This window comes from Enhydrobacter aerosaccus, assembly GCF_900167455.1.
GTDB classification, from domain to species: Bacteria; Pseudomonadota; Alphaproteobacteria; order Reyranellales; family Reyranellaceae; genus Reyranella; species Reyranella aerosaccus.
Map to the genome: position 1 here is coordinate 294175 of NZ_FUWJ01000003.1, position 24691 is coordinate 318865.

At 64.3% G+C, this 24691-nt stretch carries 21 protein-coding genes; 9 read left to right on the forward strand and 12 right to left on the reverse strand.

Annotation, left to right across the window (positions count from 1 at the left end; genetic code table 11):
* Positions 1-17: 17 nt before the first annotated feature.
* Positions 18-1397 (reverse strand): Nramp family divalent metal transporter, encoded by a 1380-nt coding sequence (locus tag B5D62_RS16755; RefSeq protein ID WP_085935050.1) that lies wholly within the window; start codon positions 1395-1397, stop codon positions 18-20.
* A gap of 170 nt (positions 1398-1567) precedes the next feature.
* Between B5D62_RS16755 and B5D62_RS16760 the strand changes: the two genes are divergently transcribed.
* The 4 genes from B5D62_RS16760 to B5D62_RS16775 are packed head-to-tail and all read left to right on the forward strand — an operon-like array spanning position 1568 to position 5326.
* A complete protein-coding gene (locus tag B5D62_RS16760) occupies positions 1568-2389 on the forward strand; it encodes a (Fe-S)-binding protein (protein ID WP_085935051.1) in 822 nt (273 codons plus the stop codon).
* Positions 2389-3822, forward strand: a complete 1434-nt coding sequence (locus B5D62_RS16765; protein ID WP_085935052.1) for a LutB/LldF family L-lactate oxidation iron-sulfur protein — start codon at positions 2389-2391, stop codon at positions 3820-3822. Before B5D62_RS16760 ends, B5D62_RS16765 begins: the two co-directional genes overlap by 1 nt.
* Positions 3819-4505, forward strand: coding sequence for a LutC/YkgG family protein (locus tag B5D62_RS16770; RefSeq protein WP_085935158.1), 687 nt, complete (start codon positions 3819-3821; stop codon positions 4503-4505). The genes B5D62_RS16765 and B5D62_RS16770 overlap by 4 nt, the downstream gene beginning before the upstream one ends.
* 59 nt (positions 4506-4564) lie before the next feature.
* Complete coding sequence (locus tag B5D62_RS16775; protein WP_170920976.1) at positions 4565-5326, forward strand: class I SAM-dependent methyltransferase; 762 nt, start codon at positions 4565-4567, stop codon at positions 5324-5326.
* A 262-nt stretch (positions 5327-5588) separates the two neighbouring features.
* Here B5D62_RS16775 and B5D62_RS16780 read toward each other — a convergent pair whose 3' ends face one another.
* Entirely contained in the window at positions 5589-6989 is a 1401-nt protein-coding gene (locus tag B5D62_RS16780) for a porin (protein ID WP_170920977.1), read from the reverse strand.
* 191 nt (positions 6990-7180) lie between these two features.
* Here B5D62_RS16780 and B5D62_RS16785 point away from each other — a divergent pair, with 191 nt between their 5' ends.
* The 3 genes from B5D62_RS16785 (at position 7181) to holA (ending at position 11693) form a co-directional block, all read left to right on the forward strand.
* Positions 7181-7969, forward strand: a complete 789-nt coding sequence (locus tag B5D62_RS16785; protein ID WP_231714836.1) for a DUF3576 domain-containing protein — start codon at positions 7181-7183, stop codon at positions 7967-7969.
* An 84-nt stretch (positions 7970-8053) separates the two neighbouring features.
* A complete protein-coding gene (leuS, locus tag B5D62_RS16790) occupies positions 8054-10645 on the forward strand; it encodes a leucine--tRNA ligase (RefSeq protein ID WP_085935056.1) in 2592 nt (863 codons plus the stop codon).
* Positions 10646-10652: 7 nt separating this feature from the next.
* Complete coding sequence (gene holA, locus B5D62_RS16795) at positions 10653-11693, forward strand: DNA polymerase III subunit delta (RefSeq protein WP_170920978.1); 1041 nt, start codon at positions 10653-10655, stop codon at positions 11691-11693.
* On the opposite strand, the gene B5D62_RS16800 is transcribed toward holA, so the two are convergent.
* From B5D62_RS16800 to B5D62_RS16820, 5 genes are all read right to left on the reverse strand, one after another.
* On the reverse strand, positions 11690-13684 hold the full coding sequence (locus B5D62_RS16800) for an O-linked N-acetylglucosamine transferase, SPINDLY family protein (protein ID WP_085935058.1): 1995 nt from the start codon (positions 13682-13684) through the stop codon (positions 11690-11692). The two genes, holA and B5D62_RS16800, sit on opposite strands and share 4 nt — an antisense overlap.
* A gap of 42 nt (positions 13685-13726) precedes the next feature.
* Entirely contained in the window at positions 13727-14542 is an 816-nt protein-coding gene (locus B5D62_RS16805) for a family 1 encapsulin nanocompartment shell protein (protein ID WP_085935059.1), read from the reverse strand.
* Entirely contained in the window at positions 14539-14919 is a 381-nt protein-coding gene (locus B5D62_RS16810; RefSeq protein WP_085935060.1) for an encapsulin-associated ferritin-like protein, read from the reverse strand. Before B5D62_RS16810 ends, B5D62_RS16805 begins: the two co-directional genes overlap by 4 nt.
* A 105-nt stretch (positions 14920-15024) precedes the next feature.
* Positions 15025-15750, reverse strand: coding sequence for a response regulator (locus B5D62_RS16815; RefSeq protein WP_085935061.1), 726 nt, complete (start codon positions 15748-15750; stop codon positions 15025-15027).
* 152 nt (positions 15751-15902) lie between these two features.
* The gene (locus tag B5D62_RS16820; RefSeq protein WP_085935062.1) at positions 15903-16154 is read right to left on the reverse strand and encodes a hypothetical protein; all 252 of its coding nucleotides are present in this window, start codon (positions 16152-16154) and stop codon (positions 15903-15905) included.
* Between the two features lie 194 nt (positions 16155-16348).
* Between B5D62_RS16820 and B5D62_RS16825 the strand changes: the two genes are divergently transcribed.
* Positions 16349-18916 carry a hybrid sensor histidine kinase/response regulator gene (locus B5D62_RS16825; protein ID WP_085935063.1) on the forward strand — a complete coding sequence of 856 codons (2568 nt, stop codon included), beginning with the start codon at positions 16349-16351 and terminating at the stop codon, positions 18914-18916.
* Positions 18917-18952: 36 nt separating this feature from the next.
* Here the strand turns inward: B5D62_RS16825 and B5D62_RS16830 are convergent, their stop codons facing one another.
* Positions 18953-19549, reverse strand: coding sequence for a VOC family protein (locus tag B5D62_RS16830; RefSeq protein ID WP_085935064.1), 597 nt, complete (start codon positions 19547-19549; stop codon positions 18953-18955).
* A gap of 33 nt (positions 19550-19582) precedes the next feature.
* Positions 19583-21082, reverse strand: coding sequence for a 4-hydroxyphenylacetate 3-hydroxylase family protein (locus B5D62_RS16835; RefSeq protein WP_085935065.1), 1500 nt, complete (start codon positions 21080-21082; stop codon positions 19583-19585).
* Between the two features lie 127 nt (positions 21083-21209).
* Between B5D62_RS16835 and B5D62_RS16840 the strand changes: the two genes are divergently transcribed.
* Positions 21210-22190, forward strand: a complete 981-nt coding sequence (locus B5D62_RS16840; protein WP_170920979.1) for a LysR family transcriptional regulator — start codon at positions 21210-21212, stop codon at positions 22188-22190.
* Between the two features lie 8 nt (positions 22191-22198).
* Here B5D62_RS16840 and B5D62_RS16845 read toward each other — a convergent pair whose 3' ends face one another.
* The 3 genes from B5D62_RS16845 to rsmG are packed head-to-tail and all read right to left on the reverse strand — an operon-like array spanning position 22199 to position 24627.
* Positions 22199-23146 carry a ParB/RepB/Spo0J family partition protein gene (locus B5D62_RS16845; protein WP_085935067.1) on the reverse strand — a complete coding sequence of 316 codons (948 nt, stop codon included), beginning with the start codon at positions 23144-23146 and terminating at the stop codon, positions 22199-22201.
* Positions 23130-23987, reverse strand: coding sequence for a ParA family protein (locus B5D62_RS16850; protein ID WP_170920980.1), 858 nt, complete (start codon positions 23985-23987; stop codon positions 23130-23132). The genes B5D62_RS16845 and B5D62_RS16850 overlap by 17 nt, the downstream gene beginning before the upstream one ends.
* Positions 23929-24627 carry a 16S rRNA (guanine(527)-N(7))-methyltransferase RsmG gene (gene rsmG / locus B5D62_RS16855; protein WP_231714837.1) on the reverse strand — a complete coding sequence of 233 codons (699 nt, stop codon included), beginning with the start codon at positions 24625-24627 and terminating at the stop codon, positions 23929-23931. The genes B5D62_RS16850 and rsmG overlap by 59 nt, the downstream gene beginning before the upstream one ends.
* Positions 24628-24691 lie beyond the last annotated feature (64 nt).

Sequence of the window (24691 nt, forward strand, 5' to 3'; positions counted from 1 at the left end):
CGGACCGTCGCGCCCCCTCAGGTAAAGATCCTGGCCACAAGCCAGATATTCGCTGCGGTGATAACGCCAAAGACAATCCAGCCGCCCAGCGTCAACCAGAGCGGACTCGCGAAGCGGCCCATGATCCCGCGATCGGCGGTAAAGCGCAGAAGCGGAAAAATGGCGAACGGGAGCTGGGCCGACAGCACGACCTGCGAGACGACGAGCAGTTGGCCGACGGCGTCGTCGCCAAGAATCAGGATTCCGGCGAGGGCGGGAACAAGCGCGAGACCGCGCGTGATCAGGCGCCGTTGCCAGCATGGTATCCAGACATTCAGGAAACCCTCGAGAACCACCTGACCGGCAACCGTGCCGGTGAAAGTTGCGCTTTGGCCGGAAGCGAGAAGAGCGATACCGAACAAAGGCGCTGCAATGGCCGCTCCGGTGATCGGCTCGAGCAGGCGGTAGGCGTCCTGGATGTCCGTCACGCCGGTGTGGCCTGCGGCGTGGAACGTCGATGCGGCCACGATCAGAATGGCGGCGTTCACAAGCGCAGCCATCAGCAAAGCGCCCACGATGTCGATCGTCTCGTAACGGAGAGCGTCCCGCTTTCCGGCAACGTCAGGACGCACCAGGCGGGTCTGCACGATCGACGAGTGCAAATATAGATTATGCGGCATCACCGTCGCGCCCAGGATGCCCACTGCGAGGTAGAGAGCGCCGGGCTCCTGGAGCAAGGCAAAGGAAGGAACAAGGCCTGAGGCGATCTCCTGTCCATTGGGCCGGCTGATCGCCAGTTCCAACGCGAAGCAAATGCCGATCGTGACGACCAGGCCCAGGATGATGGCCTCGATCTGGCGAAACCCCTGTCCTTTCAGGCCAAGGACCACGACCGTATCGAGGATGGTCGCCAGGATGCCCAGCCAGAGCGGCAGGCCGAACAGAAGCTTGATCGCCAGGGCGCTGCCGAGGACTTCAGCGACGTCCGTCGCGATAATCGCGAGCTCGGCCAGCAGCCATAGAAAGCGCGCCGCGGCCGGGCTGTAACGCTCTCTCACCATCTGGGCGAGATCACGGCCTGCGGCGATGCCCAGTCGCATGCTCAGGATCTGCAAAAGGATGGCGGCAAGGCTCGTCAGGACGACAACGAACAACAGGCCATATCCGTAGCGTGAGCCTGCCTCGATGTCCGTGGCCCAGTTCCCGGGATCCATATAGCCCACGGAAACGAGAAGGCCGGGACCGGCGAAACGCAGCAGTTTCTGGAGGACCGGCAGACCAAGCGGCACCACGATCGTGCCACGCACTTCGGGAGGGCAGAATGGAGCTGTGGCCGAACGAGGCAGGGACAAGCGCAGCGCGCTGACCCCCGCGGCCGCGCGAGACCACAATGATGGCTTGTCCGCTGAAGCTCGCATGACCGTGTCAGATCACGGACGCAGTCCGTCGACCCGGCGGGCCGGCAGGTGTGCCATCTTCGTTGGTCAGGACAGACTTCTCGGACATCGGGTCGCTCCGGATCGAGTATGGTATATTATATTAGAATTATTCTAAACAAGGCCCGTTGCGTACCATTTTGGCCGCTGCCATGGTGACCAGCGTGTCCGCCCTGTCCTCCGAGCGATCCGCTCCCCCGCGCCGCGTGGCGCTGTTCGTGACCTGTCTGGTCGATTTGTTCAGGCCGGCTGTGGCCTTCGCCGCCGTGAAGCTTCTCGAAGAGGCCGGCTGCACCGTGGAAGTGCCGCCGCTGCAAGTCTGTTGCGGTCAGCCGGCCTATAATTCGGGCGACCGCGCCACGACACGCGCCATCGCCCAACAGGTGATCGAAACGTTCGAAGGCTTCGAAGCCGTGGTCGTTCCGTCGGGCTCGTGCGGCGGGATGTTGTCGCACCATTACCCGACCTTGTTCGAGGACGACGCGGTCATGAAGGCGAAGGCGGAAAGCCTCGCCGGCCGCAGCTACGAGCTCATGTCGTTCCTGGTCGATGTGCTCGGAGTGCGCACGGTCTCGGCCCACTACGACGGTGCGGTGACCTATCACGATTCATGCTCCGGCCTGCGTGAACTGGGAGTGAAGGGCCAGCCCCGGCAACTTCTCGCGTCGGTTCAGGGGCTGCGCCTACGCGAGATGAAGACACCGGAGGTTTGCTGTGGGTTTGGCGGCACCTTCTGCGTGAAATATCCGGAGATCTCCAACGCCATGGTGAGCGAAAAGGCGGCGGATATCGCGGCCACGGGGGCCGATACCGTTCTCGCCGGCGATCTTGGTTGCTTGATGAACATGGCCGGCAAGCTGCAGCGGGAAGGCAGCCCGATCCAGGTTCGGCATGTTGCCGAGGTCTTGGCCGACATGGGCGATATCGCACCGATCGGCGAAGCGGAGCGCGGCAGGCCGGAGGGCAAACGCTGATGCAGTCGACCGCCCACGATTTCAAGGAGAATGTCGGCACCGCTCTTGCCGATCCCAATCTCCAGGATTCACTTGCCAAGCTGAAGGTCGGATTCTCCGAACGACGACGCCAGGCAGCCGAGCGTCTGCCCGAATTCGAAGCGTTGCGCGATCGCGCTCGGGACATCAAGAATCATGCGCTCGCCAATCTCGATTTCTACCTTGAGGAATTCGAGCGCAAAGTAACGGCGCTGGGCGGCCACGTTCATTGGGCGCCGACGGCCGCCGATGCACGCCAGATCATCGGCGATCTTTGCAAGAGCGCCGGCGCCCGCACGGTCGCCAAGTCGAAATCGATGGTCGCGGAAGAGATCGCGCTCAACGAACACCTGGAGGGTTTGGGGATCGCGCCGATCGAGACCGATCTTGGCGAGTACATCATCCAACTTCGCCACGAGCCGCCGAGCCATATCATTGCGCCCGCGGTTCATTTGACGAAGGACCAGGTCGCCGACACGTTCCTCGAACATCACGCGCCGCTCGGCTTCACCAAGCGACTGACCGAGCGCAACGATCTGGTCGCCGAGGCGCGCTACGTTCTGCGCCAGAAATTCCTCGAGGCCGATGTCGGTTTGACGGGCGCCAACTTCCTTGTGGCCGAGACGGGATCGTCGATGCTTGTCACCAACGAGGGCAACGCCGATCTTTCGAACACGCTGCCCAGGATGCACATCGTCCTCGCCAGCATCGAGAAGGTGATTCCCACGCTGGAAGACGCGGCCGTTCTGTTGCGTGTATTGGCGCGCTCGGCGACGGGTCAGGAGTCATCCGCTTATACGACCCTCAATACCGGCCCCAGGCGCGACAGCGATCTGGACGGACCGTCTCAGTATCATGTGGTCTTGCTCGACAATGGGCGTTCGTCCGTTCTCGGCACCGAGATGCAGGACATGCTGCGCTGTATCCGCTGCGGGGCCTGCATGAACCATTGCCCGGTCTACGGTGCCATTGGGGGTCATGCCTATGGCTGGGTCTATCCGGGGCCGATCGGCGCCGTGCTGACGCCGCAATTGATCGGCGTCGACGAGGCGGGCGACCTGCCCAATGCATCGACCTTCTGCGGTCGATGCGAGAGCGTGTGCCCCGTACGCATTCCCCTGCCCGGCCTGATGCGGCACTGGCGCGAACGCGAATTCGAGCGGCATCTGACGCCGCGAGCGGTCCGTCAGGGACTGGCGCTCTGGTCCTTCCTGGCGCGGCGACCCAAGCTCTATCGCCGCGTGACGCAGGTGGCCAATAGGATGTTGGCGCTGTTCGGCCGGGCCGATGGTCGTTATCGGAAGCTGCCCCTCGCCGGCGGTTGGACACAATTCCGCGACTTCCCGGCACCGCCGGCGGGCGGCACCTTCCATGCCCAGTGGGCACGCCATGGCGGCGCGCGCGTCAGACCATGAGCGACACGACGAACAGCGCCCGGGCGCAGATCCTCAATGGCATCCGCCGGTCACTCCGGCGTGGCGAACTCGGCGGGCAGCAACGCCAGGCTGTAGAGCAGCGCCTGGCAACGCCGGAGCGCGGACCCATCGTAGCGCGGGCGCAGCTTCCCCAGGCCGAGAAGGTCGCGCTGTTCTGCCAATGGGCTGAGGTGAACAACGCGACTGTGGCGCGCGTCGAACCGCGCGACGTGCCAGCCGAGGTAGCCTCCTATCTCGCCCGCAACAACCTTCCCGCCGAGGCGGCGGTGGCGCCCTCGCCCCTTCTCGGGGGGTACGACTGGGAAAGTCAGAAATTGCTGGTGCTCCGCAGAGGGCGTGCCGAAGGGTCAGACCAAGTTTCCATTACCGGCGCTTTCGCCGGCATTGCCGAAACCGGCACGCTGGTGATGGCGTCGGGACCGGACCATCCCGTGTCGCTCAATCTGCTACCGGACACGCATATCGTCGTATTGCGCGAAAGCGATGTCGTCAGCGGCTACGAAGAAGTCTGGGCTAAGCTGCGTGATCGATATGGCAAGAACAACATGCCGCGCACTGTGAACACGATCACCGGGCCATCGCGCACTGGCGATATCGAGCAGGCGATGGAACTCGGCGCCCACGGTCCGCGACGACTCCATATCCTGGTGGTGCGCGATTGAAGGCGCCGGCCGATGCCGCTCCTTCCGATCGGTCCGCCGACCATCGGGGCGAGTTGCATGTGGTCGGAACAAGCGTGGCACGCGAGGTGGAGCGAGTCCTCGAGCTCCTCGGCCAAGCGGTTGGACGGGGCGGCCCCCGCGTCCTGCAGATCGGGGCACGCACGTCGGTGTCCGATCGCAACGAGCTCAATTGGCGAGCCCTACTCCATAAGCGGTTCGGCGATGGGTTGGAGTTCATTGGCGTGGATCTGGTCTCGGGGAGCAATGTCGACCGGATCCTGGATATCTGCAGCACACCGATCGCGCTGCGACGCGTGCTTGGCGAGCAACCGTTCGACCTCGTGATCTGCTGCCATGTCCTCGAGCATACGCGGGCACCGATACGGGCGGCGCGGAACATCGAATCGATGCTGAAGCCGGGCGGGCTCGCCTACGTGTCCACGCCGTGGTCGCAGGCGTTTCATGCCGCTCCGGATGACTACTGGCGGTTCTCCGTCCGCGGTCTCGCCTTGATGTTCGAGCGACTGGAAATCCTGACGGCGTTCTACAGTGGCGGAGATGTCGGACTCGATGTCGCCTATCGCGTCGAACGGAATGGCCACCCGCAGCTGGACGCCCGGGCCGGCGCGGTCGAGCAGGGCTTGTTCCAGGTCGTCCTCGACCACAAGGACAATCGCGATGTGCTCTCGCGGCAGGCCACGGAGCGCCTGCCCGTGTCGCGTACCTATCTCCCGACGTTGTTCGTAAACATACTGGGCCGTCGCGGTGGGGCAGGACCGGTCGGCCGACGGCGCAAGGTTACTTCTCCGAAAACCAGATGAGGTACTCCGGCCGGCGCCGCGTCAGCAGTTGACCAATTGCGAACAGGGATCCCGACAGGACGCGCGCTAAGGCGAACCGCTGCGGCCATACAGTTCCGAAGTGAAACCCACATCCAGGCGGCATGATCAGTACGGGCACTCGACTGCGGCAATAGCGGTAGCCGAGAATGAGCTGCTGCCAACTTTCCGGAGAACTATTGGCGCAAAAAGAAAGAGCGGGCTTTCGCCCGCTCTTCCCAATTCGCTTTGATCCAGTCGAAGACTAGAAGCGGAAGTCCATGCCGAGCAGAGCGGCCCACGACTGGCCGGCAACCGCGTTCGACGGGCCGCTCAGGGTGTTGAAGATCGCGCCGCCCATCATCTTGATGCCGGGTCCGAGTGCGTAGTTCGCGCCGACTTCGATCTTGGAAGCCGTCACCGTGCCGAAGCGAGCCGCGCCAGCCGCGGTGTTGTTGCCGAAGTAGACGGAGCTGCTCGCGGCCTGCTGAATGCTGCAGGAGCTGGTGGTGCCCTGCGCGCAGTTCACGACGGAACCGATACCGTTACCGTTGTTGTTGGTGGAGATGGTGCCACCGACCGAGAACTGCCACGGACCGGTTTCATACATCATACCAGCCGAGAAGGCGTTGGTATCGTTGTTCTGACCCGTGTAGTAGTTCGCGCCCAGGCCGTTGTTGTCCCAGATGTACGAACCGCCAACGGTGAAGCCGTAGGCGCTGAACTGCAGGCCAGCCGCGAACTGCTTCCAGTTCGTCAGGTTGGCACCGTTGATCAGGTTCGCGCCGGTGATCAGACCGGAGGTCTGCGGCGTGTAGTTGTTGCTGGGGGTGAAGCCGGCATAGGAGTAACCGACGTAGGCCGCAACCGACACGACACCGAACTTGTTCAGGTAGTTGGCGCCGATGGCGACAGCGTTGAACCAGGAGTTGTCGTTGGTCGGGCAGCCGTTGGCCGTGGTGGCATCGTTGAAGCCGCAGACGCCGGCGGTGTTGGCGCCCGGTCCCGGCTGCAGACCCCACATGGAGCCCGTACCGATGTTCATCTTCGGCGTGTAGCTGATACCGACCTGCAGGCCGGCGAAGCGCGGGGTGTAGTAGTTGATGCGGTTGACGTCCTGATACTGGGCGTCGAGCGTCATCGCCGAGATGTGGAAGGCAGCCGCGTTGTTCGCGTTAGCCGTCGGGTTCGTCCAGCTGAACGACGTGTTGTGCTGCACGAAGCCGAAGCCCAGGAGGGCCGACGGCGTGCCGTAGTACATGATGTACGGAGCGTCGTCCTTGCCGCCCAATTCGACACGGCCCCAGTCGCCGAAGGCGAACAGGTAGGCTTCGTCGATCTGACGGGTGGCGTTGGTCACACCACCGATGGTGGTGGCAGCAGCCGGGTTCCAGGCTTCGAGTTCGACGCGCAGACCGATCGAGGTGCCGTTGTCCAGCTTGGTCTGGCCGATGAAGTGAATTTCACCTTCCTGAATGAACTGGATGCCGTTGTACTGCACCGAGGTGCCGTTCAGGGCGTACGTGCCTTCGATCGCGCCAGCGAGCGCGTAAAATTGGTAGTAGCCGCCAACGCCCATCTTGATGGGGTCGGCTGCCATGGCGGGGGCGGCTACCAGGCCACCGACGGCCAAGGCAGTCGAGCCTAGCAATAGCTTTTTCATCATTCTCCCTCTCTCATTGATCAGAGACTGGTACATACCCAAAGGCCTTTGTCTGACCGACGGATTGCGTGCTTCAGCCACGCGTTTTCCCGCCAATGCGACCGCAGCATAGAAACACACGGCGAAAAGCAGGGTCAAGGAATGGACGCAGTCGCACCAGAATCTCTCCGAACCTGTGGCGTCTTTGTCACAATTTGAACGACGCCGCGCCGCCGCGGAAGCGTACATTAGAAAAGCCCACTAGTGCGTTGATAAAACTAATTAAGTTTCCCAAAGGGACTTTTAGCGAACCGGATGCTGTATTGCTTGCAGTCCCGTCGGGCGACGCCTATGGTCCCGCGCCGCTTTATCGGGCAGGAAGCGCGCTTAATCGGGTAGGGTTCATGCTATATTTCGCGGCAGGAAGCAGCAGGGGCAGCAGGATGTCGAGCCGGTCATCTTTCTTTCGCTTTGCGATGGCTGGAGTTGTTGCCTCGCTGGCCGCAGGCTGTGGCGGCGATCCGAGCGCCATCAAGGAGCGCGACCTCGACCGGGGCAAGACCGGCAAGATCGATGCGGCCCAGGGTCTTGGCGGTCAGAATCGCGAAACGGGATCCCTGTTCGGCCCGGGCGGCCTGTTCGGCTCCCGATCGGAGAAGAAGGAGACGGACACAGGCGTGGCGGTCAACGCCTTCCTGTGGCGCGCCTCCCTGGATACGATCAACTTCATTCCGCTCGTCCAGGCCGATCCGTTTGGCGGGGTTATCATCACGGATTGGTACACGCCGTCGGAGACGCCGAACGAGCGCATGAAGGTCCAGATCACCATCCTCGATCGAGAACTGCGCGCGGACGGTGTGCGCGTATCGGTGTTCAAACAGCAGATGAACCCGAAGGGCGGCGGATGGCTGGACGCGCCGGTCGATCCGCACACCAATACCGATATCGAGAACGCGATCCTCACGCGCGCCCGGCAACTCCGAATCGCGCAAGGCGGCAGCTGATCCGGCGTTCGGACGTTCACAAAGCTTGACGCGAGAGGCTGCAGGGGGCATCCGCTGCGGCCTCTGTCGTTTTGGGAGTGAGCCGTGTCGCCGCAGCCGCCGCGCTACAATTTCCGCGAGACCGAAGCCAAGTGGCAGAAGGTCTGGGAGGAGCGCCAGACGTTCCGGGCCGTAATGGATGCGTCCCGACCCAAGTATTACGTGCTGGAAATGTTCCCCTATCCGTCGGGGCGCATTCACATGGGCCACGTCCGCAACTACACCCAGGGCGACGTGATCGCGCGATACAAGCGCGCTAAGGGGTTCAACGTCCTCCATCCGATGGGATGGGACGCGTTCGGCCTGCCCGCCGAGAACGCGGCGATGGAAAAAAAGGTCCATCCCAAGAAATGGACCTACGAAAACATCGCCACCATGAAGGCGCAGCTCAAGTCGATGGGCCTGTCGCTGGACTGGAGCCGAGAGCTCGCGACCTGCGACCCATCCTACTATCGCCACCAGCAGAAGATGTTCCTCGACTTCTGGAAGGCCGGGCTAGCCTACCGCAAGGAGGCCTGGGTCAACTGGGATCCCGTCGACAATACGGTGCTTGCTAACGAGCAGGTGATCGAGGGCAGGGGCTGGCGCACCGGCGCTCTCGTCGAGCGACGCAAGCTCACCCAGTGGAACCTCAAGATCACCCATTTCGCCGACGAGCTGCTGAGTCGCCTCGATACGCTCGACCGCTGGCCCGAGAAGGTGCGCCTGATGCAGGCCAACTGGATCGGCAAGAGCCGCGGCGCCCGCGTCTTCTGGGAGCTCACCGATCCGGCCGGCGCCGACCGCGGCAAGCTCGAGATCTTCACCACCAGGCCCGACACGCTCTACGGCGCGTCATTCATGGCGCTGTCAGTCGATCATCCTCGCGTCGCCGAGCTGGCGCAGAACGATCCGGGTCTGCAACACTTCATCGCCGATTGCCGCAAGACCGGCACGGCCGCGGCCGAACTCGAAACGGCGGAGAAGCAGGGCTACAAGCTGCCGCTGCTCGCCCAGCATCCGCTGGTTCCGGGACGTACTGTGCCCGTCTATGCCGCCAACTTCGTCCTGATGGAATACGGCACAGGCGCCATCTTCGGCTGTCCGGGCCACGACGAGCGCGACCACGAGTTCGCCACCAAGTACGGCTTGCCGATCATTCCGGTGGTGATGCCGAAGGACGCCGATGCCAAGAGCTTCAGCGTCGTCGACGCGCCGTTCGTCGAGGACGGCGTCATCATCAATTCGGATTTCCTGAACGGCCTCGAGGTCGAGGACGCCAAGGCCCGGGTGATTGCCCGGCTCGAGGAAATGGGCGTCGGCAAGGGCACGATCCAGTACCGGCTGCGCGACTGGCTGGTCTCGCGTCAGCGCTACTGGGGTTGTCCCATCCCGGCAATCCATTGCGACAAGTGCGGCGTGGTGCCGGTGCCGGAAAAGGATCTGCCGGTGAAGTTGCCGGACGACGTGACCTTCGATCGCCCCGGCAATCCGCTCGATCGTCATCCGACCTGGAAGCACGTCACCTGCCCCTCCTGCGGCGGAGAGGCGCGCCGCGAGACCGACACGTTCGACACGTTCATCGATTCGAGCTGGTATTTCGATCGCTTCACGTCGCCTCATCTGGAGGCGGCGCCGTTCGACCGGAACGAGAACCACTACTGGATGCCGGTCGATCAATATATCGGCGGTGTCGAACACGCGATCCTGCATCTGCTCTACTCGCGCTTCTGGACCCGCGCCATGCGCGAAGTGCAGATGACCAGTCGCGACGAGCCGTTCGATGGCCTGTTCACCCAGGGCATGGTGTGCCACGAGACCTATCGCGCGAGCGACGGCACCTGGCTGCTGCCGGAGGAGGTCGAGCGGACGAACGGCGGCAAGGTCGTACGCGTCTCCGACAAGAGTCCGGTCGAGGTCGGCCGATCGGAGAAGATGTCCAAGTCGAAGAAGAACGTCGTCGATCCGGATCAGATCATCCGCGACTACGGCGCCGACACGGCTCGCTGGTTCATGCTGTCGGACAGTCCTCCGGAGCGCGATCTGGAATGGACCGAGGCCGGCGTCACCGGCGCCTGGCGTTTCCAGCAACGTCTGCATCGCGTCGCCAGTGAGGCGATGGGGCACCTGCCGGCAATCGATGCGCCGAAGCCCGCCTCCTTCTCGGATGCGGCGACGCAACTGCGCCGCGCCGCGCATCGCACGATCGCGGCGCTTTCGGCCGATATCGAAGCGTTCCATTTCAACAAGGCGGTCGCGCGCCTCTACGAGCTGGCAGGCACCATCGGCAACGCGGTCCCCAAGGACGACTCCCACAAATGGGCCGTGCGCGAAGCGCTCGAGATCTTCGTTCGGCTGATCGGGCCGATGACGCCGCATCTCGCCGAAGAGCTGTGGCAGGCACTGGGCCACAAGACGCTCCTGGCCGAGGAGCCATGGCCGGTGGCCGAGGAGGCCTTGCTGGTCGACGACACCGTCACGGTGGCCGTGCAGCTCAATGGCAAGCTGCGCAGCACCATCCAGCTGGCCAAGGACGCCCCCAAGGAGGTCGCCGAACAGGCGGCGCTCGCGCTGCCCGAGATCGTGCGCGGGCTGGATGGCAAGCCTCCCCGGCGCGTCGTCGTCGTCCCCAACCGGATCGTCAACGTCGTGCTATAAGCACAGCGTGAAGATCGAGCCGCGCCAAGCCGAAGCCTTTCTCAAGAAGCCGGATGCCAAGATCCGGGCTGTCGTCATCTATGGCAATGACGACGGCTTGGTGGCCGAGCGCGGCAGTCTGCTCGCCAAGACGGTGTGCGAGGATCTCAAGGATCCGTTCCGGGTCGTCGATATCGGCGGCGATGTGCTGAAGGCGGACCCGGCCCGGCTGGCCGACGAATTCTCGGCCATGTCCCTGATGGGCGGGCGCCGGGTGATCCGCGTGCGGCCCGCTGGAGAGGAATCGGTTGCGGCCCTCGAGAACCTGATCGCCGCAGGAGCGGGCGACGCTCTGGTCGTCCTGGAGGCGGGCAACCTGACGCCGCGGTCAAACCTGCGGACGCTGGCCGAAACCGAGTCGCTGCTGGCAGCCCTGCCTTGCTACATGGACACCGCGGAAGCGCTGGAGGGCCTGGTCGAGAGCGCGGCCCGCGCCGCCGGTTTCGCGGTCGATCCAGCCGCCCTCGATTGGATCGTCGACCGACTGGGCGGCGATCGTGGCCAAACGCGCAGCGAGGTGGAAAAGCTCCTGCTCTACAAGAGCGGAGACGGAAACAGGACGATCACGCTGGAGGATGCCGTCGCCGTGCTCGGCGATACGGCCGCGGTCGGCATCGACGACGTCATCGCAGCCACATTCGACGGCGAGATCGTCGCGCTCGACCGGGCGCTGGACCGCGTTTTCGCGGAAGGTGGCAATTCCATCCAGCTGGTGCGCTCGCTCCAACGCCATGCCGACCAGCTCCATCTCGTCTCGGGCCACGCCAAGGGCGGCAATTTCGAGAGCGCACTCTTCAAGGCCCGTGGCCTGCCGCGCGGCGGACCGGTCCGCCAGCGCTTCGAGCGGCATCTGCGCGCCTGGCCACTGCCCCGCTTGAGCGCGGCATTGACGACGATCCTCGACGCTGAGATCGACTGCAAGCGCACGGGCATGCCGGACGAGACCATCGCCCGGCGTCTTTGCCTCCGCCTCGCCCAGGCCGCTCGCCAGGCCAAGGCCCGGCGTTAAGGAAGCGCCGCCACGTCGAAGCCGCTGGGCGCATCGCCCCGCAGGCAGCGCTCGTACATCTCGATATAGGCACTCTCGAGATGGCGGCACGTTCTGCCCGTATCGAACAGCGGCGCCTGAGAGCGCTGCGCCTCCAACCGTCCCTTGGTCTCGGCCAGGAGGTCGGGGGTCGTTGCGAGCTTGAAAGCCAGCGCCTCGTACTCGGCCAGATTGGTGGTGACAAGCTCGGGCAGCCCGACAGCGTTCAGGAGACTGGCCGCCACGCGCGAGGCGAAGGTATCACCCGTCAAGGTGATCAGCGGCAGTCCGACCCAGAGCGCATCGCTGGCCGTGGTGTGGGCGTTGCAAGGAAAGGTGTCGAGAAAGAGATCGGCACAGCGATGTCGCGCCAGATGCTGGTCCAGCGGCACCCGCGGCGCGAAGACGAGTCGGTTCGGTGACACACCACGCTGCTGCGCCTCGCGTCGCACGGCGGCGATGGCAAACGGATTGTCGTCGAGCAGCCACAACACGCTGCCTTCGACGGCGCGCAGCAGTCGCATCCAGACATCGAAGATTGCCGGCCTGATCTTGTAGCTGTTGTTGAAGGAGCAGAAGACGAAGGCTCTGTCCGGCAGGCCGAGTTCACGGCGCGACGGGCCTTGTTCGGCGATTGCCCTCTTGTTGTCGTTGACCTGATAGCTGTCGGGCAAGCGCACGATCTTCTCGCTGTAGGCCGGCTCATGCTGCGGCGGTATGACCTGATGGTCGGCGATAAGGTAGTCGATGAAGGACGTCCCCATCGTCGCCGGGAAGCCCAGATAGAGGACCTGAATCGGCGCCGGCCGATGCGCCAGGATTCCCGCGCGGTTCAGGGCCGTGTAACCGGCGAGATCGACGGCGATGTCGATGCCTTCCTGATGAAGCAGCTCCGCCACGGCACGATCACCGTGTTCTCGGACGTCGATGAAGCGGTCGAAGCCTGCCTGCAGGCGGGCCCGCATCGGGCTCTGATCGTCGGGCCCGTAGGAAATGCCGAAGACCTCGAAGTGCGACCGGTGATGATGCTCGAACAGGCCCGCTGTCAGGTAAGCGGTCGCATGTTGCCGGAAATCCGGCGAGAGATAAGCAAGGCGAATCCGGTCGCGACGCACCGGGCGGCCGGTCACCAGCGGGCGGGGCGAAGGCGGAAAGTCGGCGGCAGCGAAGGCACGCGCGCACAGAAGCTGGTCTGCAGGTACCAAGGAGTAATTGAAGAAGGTGAACGGTGCATCGGCGCGCTCACCGCGTCTGATGGCGGAAATGATGGCAGCCGCGGCCGCGTCGTAGCCCTGCCACTGACACGCGTTGAGGCGCGTATCGAACAGCATGCCCGGAAGATAGGGCAGCTGAGGCGCCAGCGTCAGCAGTCGGCCAAAGACGGCTGCGGCCTCGTCGAGGCGTTTCATCTCGCGCAAGATGCGTCCCTTGTGGTTTAACGCGAGGACGAAATCCGGCATCAGCTGCAGCGCTCGGTCATAGGCCGCAAGAGCCTCGTCGACGCGTCCCAACGCCTGTAGCGCATTGCCACGGTTGTTGTGCGCCAGGGCAAAATCGGGATTCCGCCGAAGCGCTTCGTCATAGTCGGCCAGCGCTTCCTCGGGACGGTTGAGCGCCAGCAGCACATTGCCCCGATTGTTCAGGGATTCCGCCGCATCGGGCTCCAGTTCGAGCGCGCGTTGGTGACAGGCCAGAGCTTCGTCGAACCGTTGCAGCTCCTGCAGCGCGAGGCCGAGATTGGAATGGGCTTCCGGTACCTTCGGGTCGACCGCGATGGCACGCTCGATCCAGTCGGCAGCCTCCGCATGGGCGCCGCGCTGATAGTGGATCAGACCGGTGAAATGCAGCGCATGAAAATGGGACGGCTGCCCGGCGAGCACCGAACGGTAGCACCGTTCAGCTTCGTCGAGCCGGCCCTGACGATGAAGCGCGAAGCCTTGCTCGAAGGCCACTGCGGGATCTGCGGTTTCCATGGCGCGGACACTAGCCGAAATCCGCCGCCCCGGAAGCCGCTGTTACTTCTTGCCCCCTGCGGAGAGCGGCACGGCCGCTTGCTCGGTCAGGACGAGGAAGGTGAAGCTCTCTTCGATATAGAGTCGCACCAGCTCGGTCGTATGTTCGAGATAGCCGATGGAGAAATCCTGTCCGACGGTGAGTTCGAAGTCGCCGCCGCGCAGAGAAATCACCAGGCCACCGTCGAGCCCCGGCGCAGGAACGATATCGCCTTCCACCAGCCGCTTCACGTGCGTGAGGATCGGATAGCCGCCATCGGTGCGCGCGGCGAGATCCTTGTAAAGCTGTTCGTTCAACACCACGGCGAACGGCCCTTCGACGCCGTCATCCCGCAGCCGGGTCAGGGCCGCGGCCACCGCGCCAGGATAGTCGTTGTGACTGGTGCCAAGAGGCACCGTGGCAGTGCCACTGGCCTGACAGATGCCGGTGATGTGCGCCGCGTCGTAGCCGTGGAAGATCGCGCGGTCCTCGGCGATGGCGATCTGACGGGCCGCCGCCGTCACCGCATCGAGATCGGGGTCGCGTGCTCCGCGATCGATGGCATCAAGCTCGGCGCGCGTCATCTCGAACGGAACGCGCAATTCGACCAGCGGCTGGATGCGCCGCAACCGCGCCTGGACATCCTTGCCGTTGACGGGAGAGGCAATCGGGTCGGCGCGACCCAATTCGACATCCGATGCCTGCCAGCCCAGCGGCCCGCGGAAATCAACGACGCGGCGCGCGGCCAGCAGGGCCCGCAACGTCCGCTTTGCCTCCTTCTCGATCTCGGCCCAGCCGGCCGGGGTGATGGGAGCGCGTTCGCGAAAAAGATGGTTCATCGACTGGTTCCCCGCAGGCTTCCGATGCCGAGGTCGCCACCGTTGGTGGGCGATGAAGCCTTGTAGCCACCTCCGTGTTCGGCTTCCACCTCGATCTCCGTAATGGGACTGTCGGTGAAGAGGTAGGTCTTGAAATGCTGCTCGATGGCGGGATCCGTGCGCCGCAGCCATTCCAGCACCATGGCCGCATGCTCCTTCTCCTCATCGCGATTATGCTCGAGGATTGCGCGGAGTTCGGGATTCGATGTCGCCTTGGCGCGCTGGTTGTACCAGTCGACGGCCTCCAGTTCCTCCATCACGGAAACGATCGCGCGATGGACGTCGATGACCTCGTCTCCGAGCTTTTCCGGGTCCTCGTGCAGCGTTTCACTTGCCATCCGTCCACACTCCCACTTGCGGACGAACGCGCGGTCCGGCCGTCGCGGGTTGAACGCGAAATGGAAGACGAAGTTCCCGGCACTGGCCGGGTCGCCCTGATGAACTCAGTCGTCTGGCGGGACGAACATGTAGCCAGCGCCGCGCACCGTCCGGATGCAGGTAGGTCTTGCCGGATCGACCTCGATCTTGCGGCGAATCCGCAGAATTCGAATGTCGATCGCCCGGTCGAATGCCTCCATCTCGCGGTGGCTCGTCGTCTCGAGCAGCCAGTCACGGCTGAGGGGCCGGTTCGGGTTTTCGGCAAAGAGCTTCAGAAGCTCGAATTCACCGGCCCGCAAGGCGATATCTCCACCGGAAAGGGCGGTCATGCGTCGGGTTGTGAGATCGAGCAGGCATTTGCCCATGCGCACGCGCGCGCCCGGCGTGGCAGCTTCTGCGCCACCCGCCCGGCGCAGAACCGCCTTCAGCCGGGCCAGCAAGGCCCGCGCCTCGTAGGGTTTGGCGACATAATCGTCGGCGCCGATCTCGAGGCCCGCGACCTGATCGACGGTATCGGCGCTGGCGGTCAGCATGATGATGCCCATCCGACGGCTGCGCTCCCGCAGGAAGCGGGCGAGGGCAAAGCCATCCTCGCTGCCCGGCAGTTTGAGGTCGAGGATGACGAGAGCCGGTGGATCCTTCTCAACCAGCCTGCGAAGGCCGGCGCCCGACTCCACCCCGGTGGTCCGAAAGCCGTTTGCCTCCAGGAAATCTACAAGCGTTTCACGCTGGAACTGTTCGTCCTCGACAACAATGACATGGGGACGAGTATCTCTGGGGCGAATGGCCATCGTCGACCATCCTGCCGGCCGGTGAAGACAAGCTCAAGCACCTCAAACGGCACCCCGGAAGTGGGGCACCGTTTGAGCACGGTCTGGCACCGGGTGATACCGACCGTGAGCGTCGGGGGGTATGTGAACCGACGCTGTCTTGGCGGGGTCGACTAGGGCTTGCAGTCGACCCGAGAGGGCCTCGGGAATGCCCCTGAAACCGGCTTGCAGCTCCTCATCATGCTGATTCTGGCGGCTGCCATCGGCGCAGCGACCGATCTGGCCGCCGGCACTACCCGCCGCTCTTCCGCCGGCGGCATGATCAGCAACGAAGCGATCAGGCCGGCGCTGAGGAGGGTTAGAGCCACCGTAAGCACGTTGAACACGTCCTCCACCACGGGGTGCATCAGCAGGCGACCAACCATCGCTGTCTCCTTACCGACCCGTTGGCGAACCCGTCGCGCCAATCGGTGCAGGGACGTTAGCGATCCGGCGGTTTCCCGATGATTGCGGAACATGCGGATTTGGTTTCTTGTGTTACGCCAACACGGTCATTGCCCGTCGATGAAACCGACGAAACATCTTTCGTGGTCCGCGTTACGGCGAGGAAACAGGGCAGATGGACGATAGGCGCGTGATCAAGTCGATCTCTCCGACCCCGACCGCACCCGCCCCACCCGACGATCCACGCATCGAACGGGCCATGACCGACAGCCTCATGGCCGGCAATTGGCTGCGGATCCTCGCGCTCGCCATGTGGGGCATCTTTGCCATCGCCTACGGCGGCAGTGTGCCGTGGTGGATGCTCGCGGCGCCGGCAGCCCTGCATGTGGGCTCGATGATCGGCTTCCTGTGGCTGGCTCATCTCTATCGAGTGAATCCCGAGAGCCGTTCGATCGAAGGCTGGCGCCGTTGGTATATCTTCCTCGCCGCCCTGACCGGACTCTCCTACGGCATGGCCGCATTGTTACTGGTGCCGCAGCCGCCGCTGGAACCGCGCATGCTGGTGGCGGCGACGCTGGCATCGATCGCCGCCCTGCCGCCGGGTCGGACCTTCGAACCGCGCAGCTATGTCCTGCTCGTCTGCGCCGATCTGCTGTTGCTGGCTGTCGGGTTCCTGTTGAGCGACGATCCGCTCGCCAAGCCAGTGGCGATCGGCGCGATCCTCTATCTCATCGCGCTGCTGCTCCAGAACAGCGTGCAGCACCGCATGCAACGCAAACAGACCGCGCTTGGCCTCGCGCACGAAGACCTCGCGGCGCTTTACGCACGACGCGAAAAGGAGGCGATGCAGGCGCGCGCGGTGCTGCAGGCCGTGTTCGACAACATGACCGACGGCGTCCTGCTGTACGAGGCCGACGGCCGCCGCGTGTATCACAACCCGGCGATCACCAAGCTCTACGATCTATCCGACGTGGCGCTGGAGACCTTGCCCACCTTCGGCGCCCTCGTGCGCTATCGCGCGCAGCGCGGCGATTACGGACCGCCGGCCGACCTACAGGGCGGTCTCGATGCCTGGGTGGCCGGGCGCGCCGCGAACTTCCAGCGCACCGAAATTCCCACCGAACGCTGGCGAACGGTCGCGGGCCGAACCGTCGAGATCACTTATCGACGACTTTCCGACGGCCGCCTTCTCACAATCCACCACGACCTGACCGAGATCGTAGAGCGGGAGGAAAAGCTCACCCTGGCACGCGCCGAATCCGAGCGCGCCCGGGACGAGGCGGAGGCTGCCAACCACGCCAAATCGACCTTCCTCGCCACGATGAGTCACGAGATGCGGACGCCGATGAACGGCGTCGTCGGAACAGCCGAGTTGTTGGAACGCGAGCCCCTGAATGATCGGCAGAAGAGGCTGGTCGGCACCGTGCGCAGCTCCGCCACCGCATTGTTGCGCATCATCGACGACGTGCTCGACTTCTCGAAGATCGAAGCGGGACGCATGGAGCTCGAGGAGGTTCCCTGTTCGCTGCGCACCGTCATTGGGGGCACGGTGGAGACGCTTGCGGTCCAGGCCGAGAAGAAGGGCCTGACATTGGCCGCGACGATCGAGCCCGACACCCCCGATGCCCTGCTTGTCGACGTCATGCGCATACGACAGATCCTGTTCAATCTGATCGGCAATGCCATCAAGTTCACCGATGTCGGCCGCATCGATGTGCGCGTGCGCGCACTGGAGGCGGGTGGCGATGGCAATGTCACTCTGGCGCTGTCCGTCAGCGACACCGGCATCGGTCTCGATCCCGCGCAGCAGGAGCGCCTGTTCAAGCCGTTCTCGCAGGCCGACAGCTCGACGACGCGGCGCTATGGCGGCACGGGCCTTGGCCTCTCGATCGTTCGGCGGCTTGCCGAACTCATGGGCGGTCGGGTGATGGTCGAGAGCCGCCCGGGCAAGGGGTCGACGTTCACGGTGACGGTGAACGCGCGGCCAGCGACAGCCGCGGCCCCGATCGAGGGTCGAGCGCCAGAGCCTTTCAAGGTGGTCACTGCGCCGCCGGGCGTGCGTGTACTGGCCGTCGACGACAACCAGGTGAACCTCGACGTCGTGGCTGGCCAGCTCGAGATCCTGGGAATTCCGTTGGATACAGCGGCGAACGGCATTGAGGCGCTGACGCTATGGCGGGACCGGACCTATTCCTTGGTACTGACCGACATCCACATGCCGGACATGGATGGGTTCGAGCTGACTCGCGAGATCCGGACCGAGGAAACCGCCAATCCGGACCGTCCCCGCACGCCCATTGTCGCCCTCACCGCCAACGCCTTGAAGGGTGAGGCCGAGCGTTGCCTCGCCGCCGGGATGGACGATTATCTGACCAAGCCGCTGACTCTCGATCGCCTGCAGGATGCGGTGGCCCGCTGGACCGCTCTGGCCAAGGCCAGGCCGGCAGCACTCGACCGCTCGATCGTCTCGCAGATGTTTGGCGACAATCCCGCAACCGTGGAACGCGTGCTCGACCGGTTCCGAGAGGCGGGGGCAAAGCTCGTGGATGAGATCGTCGGCTCCAGGGACGAACCCGATCGCCTGGTCGAGCTGGCGCATAAGCTGAAGGGTGCGGCACGCGCCGCTGGGGCCGCCCGGCTTGGCGATCTGGCCGAGGCCCTGGAGCAGTCCGGCCAGGCGACCCACGTGGCAGACCTGCAGGTCGAATGGCGTAAGGTGGTTTCGGATCTCACCGCAGCCTGAGATCCGGCCTCCCCCTCTTGCCCGACAGGCCAGCGGCTACGACGCTGCGGTACCGAACGACGGCAACTTGTCGGCCTTGTCGGCCAGCGCCTCCCGGCCCTCCGTCGGCAAGACTTCGACATAGTTCAGGGCCGCATCGATATCGCCTTCCCAGACCTCCCGCGGCAGGTCGTAGAGCAGTTCGACGCCGTAACCGTTGGGATCGTGGATGTAGAGGCTGTGCGTCATGCCGTGATTGACCCGGCGATTGAACTTCACGCCTCGCGCCTGGAGAAAGGCGAGCTGCTGCAACCAGGCCTCGCGGCTCGGCAAGGTGATAGCGATATGGTTCACCGCCAGCGGCATGCCGAACATATTCCATTCCTTCGGCGGTGGCGGCAGATCGCGATTCTCCACCAGGGCGATATCATGGTGATGGGTATGTCCATCACGGTCCCCGCTGTAGAAGCGCATCTTCGGCGGGTTCGGCCGTTGCGCGGTCGGACGCAATTCACCGACCTGCCGGAAGCCGATGATCTCCGTCCAGAAGCGATGCGACTCTTCGAGGTCGCGGACATTGAAGACGATGTGGTTGACGCCGCGTGGCGTCACGGCAGTAAGTGGCGGCGACAGCGATTCCGATGATCGACTCATGCCATTCCTCCTGTGTGTCTGACGTCTAGCGCGTCATGACGCAGCTTGCCCAAGCGAACGCGGTAAGGCCGACGGGCTTGCCTGCTGGGTGCCGTCGCAATCCTCGAGTAGGAAACGGTCGAGCAGACGGTTGGCCCGTTTCCGGTCCGTGAACAGCTGTGCGTTGATCAGGTTACGCCCGACTGAGCCCAGGTAGAAGCGCTCATATTGCTCGTTGCGGCTGCCGAGCGCAGTTCCCGTGAAGTCCCAGGCCAGACGGAACAGCCGGCTGCGCTGCTCGGCGTCGATACCGACCCCGCGGAGATATTTGTCGATCAGCGGGCGAAGGTCCTTGTCCTGCAACGCGCCGAGGGCCGGCGTGGTCAGCAGGTTGTGCGAGCCGACGACCCGGATGATCTCGTTGACGCGCGGGAACCAGGTGGGAAGCGCCGCGCGCAATGCCAACAGGGGCCGGCCGTCGCAGCACCACAGACCGTTGCCATGTTCATGGGCGGCCTGCTCAGCCGCGAAGACCGAGCTGCGGGCAAACTCCGCATACATCGCGATCTCGCCCAGGAGCTGCTGGGTGGGCGGCTGGCTCGCGGAGTTGATGGCTTCGGCCATGCGCGTCGCCAGACCCCAGGCGAACTCGAGCTTGGTCTGCGCCCTGATCATGGTCTGCTGCATGATGTTGGACCACCAGCTGGTCTTCATCACCGTATTGTAGACTTCGAGGTTGGCGTCGATGAAAAGCCGATCGCGCGGCACCTCGACATCGTCGAAGATCACGAAGGCATCCTGCTCGTCGAAGCGGCTCGAGAAGGGATGCTCGTAGCGGTTGGTGTTGACCGCCACGCTGTCGCGACAGATGAACTTGAGACCCGGCGTGTCCATCGGAATGCAGAAGGCGAGCGCATGGACGTCCGCCGCGTTGGGCATCGCACTGCCGGGATAGACGGCGAGTTCGTCGGCGAAGGGCGCCAACGTCGCCAGCACGCGCGAGCCCCGCACCAGGATGCCGTTCGACGTGTTCTCGACCTTGTGCAGCTGAACCGGATCGAAGCCTACCGGATACTTGCCCTTGGCCAGATCGACCGTCGAGTGCACGATCGTGTGGGTGAGGGAGATGTCCTCGCGCGCGAGCTTCTTCTGGTAGCGGACCAGATTATCCGCGCCCTCGTCGTTACCGTTGCGCGCCCACTCGTCGCGGCGGCCGGCGAAGCCGGCGAAGGTCACGTTCATGTAGTCGGGCGTGCGGCCCATCAGGCCGACGGAGTATTCGGCCACACGCTCGAGGCCGCGATGACGCCGCAGGAGATCCTCGCGCGAATGCGGGATCATGTGGCTGACATTGATCGGCTCGCCCGTCTCCGGGTCAGGCATCAGGCAATCGTCGGCTGCCGCGTGCTGGAGATCGAACACCTCGGCCAAGGCATGGGCAGCACCCGTCAGCGCAGGATGATCGACGATCGAGCGCACGCGCTCGCCGCCAACCCACAATTCGCGGCCGTCCTTCAGACCACGCAGGAATTGTTCGCCTGTCCGCGCCGCCATCGCATCCTCCCGGGATCTGTCGTCGCTTGAACGCGACTTATTGCGGTCGATGCTAGTCAGCGCCGGTACTTGCCGGAACGGACAAAGGAGAAATAGAACATATAACAAATCGTTATGGGAGGATCGGATGGCGGTGACACGCACGCCGACAGCATCAGACACGCGCGATCTCGTGGCGCGCCTGCATCGGGTCAACCTCGACAGCTTGCCCATCCTTCACGAACTGCTGCGTACGCGCAGCGTCACGCGCACGGCGCGGTCCTTCGGCATGACCCAGCCGGGCATCAGCCGAGTCCTGCGGCAGCTCCGGACCACGTTCGAGGACCAGCTCCTGGTCACCATCGGGCGGGAAGCCCAGCTGACAGTCCGCGCCGAAGCCTTGATCGGGCCGCTACACCGGGCCTTGAGCGAGATCGGCCTGTTACTTGATTCGACCGATCCGTTCGATCCAGCAACCGAGTCGGTGCATGTCGTGATCGCGACAGCGGACTATGTGGGCCTGCTCCTGGCGCCGATCCTGGCCGAGATCTGCGCCGCCGAGGCGCCGCATGTCGTCCTGGAATTCACCGAGGCGCGGGCCCGCAATCTGGGCGACCTCGCCCGGGTCGATTTCATGATCGGACCCCGCGCCTTCGGCGAGCGGCTCGGCAAGCGCGTGGGCTCGATGCCGCTCTGGCGCGACGACATCGTCTGTATTGCCGCCGAGAGCAACCCGCGGATTCCGGCACGCATCACGGCCGAGCAGTTCCAGAAGGCACGTCAGGTTGGCATGAAATCCGACCCGCGCGTGCCGCTGGATATCCGCCTTGCATTGCAGCCGACATCGGCCCTGGAGACCTCCCTGGTCTGCACCACGCCGAATTTTCTGGTGATGGGTGCTATCGTCGAGCAGGCGGACTGCGTGGCACTGGTGCCGCGCAAGGTGGCGCAGGAATTGATGAGATCAAGACGCCTGCGGCTGGTCGAGCTTGCCTATCCGCATCGGCGGCTGATGATCGACGCCTATTGGAGCCTGGCCGCCAGCGGCAAGCGCGGGCATGCGTGGTTCCGCAGTCTGCTCGCGCGCGCGGCGAACCGGCTGGGGTCGACGCCGCCGCCGCGAGGGTAGCGAACGCCTTACCGGCGGGTCAGGCGCTCGACGACGAGGTCGAGCTGATCGTAATCGCGGATCTCGAGCGTCAGGATGCTTTGCTCACCGAGCCCACGAAGCGACAGCGACGCCTTGAGCCCGAGCGCCTCCTCGAGGCGCCGCTCGAGCGCCTTGGTGTCGGCGGTCTTGGTGCCTTCGACGGGAGCCGACACCTTGCCATTCTTGGCCTTCGGCGCTGCCGGCTTGTCGCCCGCGGCCAGGCGCTCCAGCTCGCGCACGCTGAGCTTCTCCTTCACCGTGCGCTCGGCCATGGTCACGGGATCAGGGAAGGCGAGAAGGGTGCGTGCCTGACCGGCGCTAAGCTCGTGCCGCTGGACCATGTCCCGCACCTCTTCGGGCAGGTCGAGCAGACGCAGGGTGTTGGCGATGTGGGGGCGGCTCCGCCCCATCGTCTCGGCCACCTGCTCCTGGGTCTGATTGAACTGGTCCATCAGGCGGCGATAACCCATGGCCTCGTCGATCGCCGACAGGTCGGTCCGTTGCAGGTTTTCGATCAGCGCCAGCTGCAGGGCATCGAGATCGTCGAGCGTCCGGATGACGACCGGCACCTCGTGCAGCTGCGCCTTCTGCGCTGCCCGCCAGCGCCGCTCGCCAGCGATGATCTCGTAGGTATCCGGCTCGCCATAGAGCGGTCGCACAAGGATAGGTTGTAAAAGCCCGAACTGCTTGACCGAGTCGACCAGCCCATCCTTGTCCTCGAAGACTGTACGCGGCTGGAATTTGCCGGGGCGCAGATAGGTGATCGGCAAGGTCGCAGGCGCTCGCGCGGCCGCCGCCGGTCGCGGCGCTTCGCTCGGCGTCGGTTGAGGCGGTGCCGGAGGAGGTGACGGCGCCACGGCGGCGGCGACATCCTCGTCGCCAAGAAGGGCGGAGAGACCGCGGCCGAGACCGCGTGCTTTAGGAGACTGGCTCATCGGATGCCTGTGAAACGGCCGCTTCCGCGGCATTGCGCCGGCGGCGGATGAACTCGCTCGCCAGCAGGATATAGGCCTGCGATCCGGCGCAGGCATTGTCGTAGATGATCACCGGCAGGCCGTGCGAGGGCGCTTCGGCGATACGCACGTTGCGCGGAATGGTCGTGCCGAACACCAGCTCGCCGAAATGGCCGCGCACGTCGGCTTCGACCTGCTGGCTCAGCGTCATGCGACGATCGACCATCGTCAGAACGACCCCGGCGATATGCAACTTTGGATTGAGTTTCTTTTTGACGCGATCTACGGTGTTCGAGAGGGCGCCGATCCCTTCCAGCGCCAGGAACTCGGCCTGCAGCGGCACCAGCACGGCATCGACCGCGACCAGGGCGTTCAGGGTCACGAGACCGAGCGAGGGCGGGCAATCGATCAGGATTGTGTCCCAGCGGGCGCGCGCGTCGTTTCCAGGAGCGGCCAGGGCATCTGCCAGACGATGCTCCCGTCGTTCGAGATCAATCAATTCGATCTCGGCGCCAGCGAGCTGCACCGAGGCCGGCATGACCGACAGGTTCGGAATTTGGGTGGTCCGGACGGAATCGGTGAGCGACGTCAGGCCGAGCAGAAATTCATAGGAGCCGGGGGACCGGTTGTTGCGCGCGACCCCCAGCCCGGTCGACGCATTGCCCTGGGGATCGAGGTCGATCAACAGCACGCGATCGCCGACGGCAGCCAAGGCTGTCGCCAGGTTGATCGCCGTTGTCGTCTTGCCGACGCCACCTTTCTGGTTAGCGATGGCGAAGATCTTTGGCGGCGTAGGCTGTGATTCGGAGGAGGACGGCGTCACGATCCGTTACGCTGGTAAAAGGCTGAGCTTCAATGTCCCAGTCCTGACGGGCTTCGGTCAATTCACCCTGCCAGCCTTTTCCTTTGTGGAAAAGGCAAATAGCGGGGTCGTTCCGGTGCGGGGCGGCCCAAACGAGCAACTGTTTGAGCGGAGCTAGGGCGCGGGCAGTCACGACATCGGCTTTGGCCGGTGGGACAGTCTCGATGCGTCCAACGACCACTGTTGGCGGCTTGGGCAGGTCCATGCGGCGCGCTGCTTCTCCGAGGAACGCGCCCTTCCGGGCGTCCGACTCGATCAGCGTTATGGCCAAGCTCGGCACCATCGCCGCCAGCACCAGGCCGGGAAAGCCGCCCCCCGATCCGAGGTCCGTCAGGCTCTTGGCGTCGCGCGGGACGAGAGGCACGAGCTGGGCAGAGTCCAGGACGTGGCGAATCCAGATGTCTTCCAGGGTAGCCCGGCCGACGAGATTGATGGCCTTCTGCCATCGACCAAGAGTCAGGACGAGGGCCTCAAGACGGTCCCGTGTTTCACGTGAAACATCCACCCGGAGTTCCCGCATCTCTTCGAGGAAGAGCTCTCGGCCGGCATGGACGTGGCTCATGGCGAGCGGCCGTTCGGCCGGTCCGGCCGTGAGGCGCACCCGGGAAAACTACCGCTCAGGACTAGGCGCGGAATGTCTTCATCCCCGGCTTTCACCTTTTGCA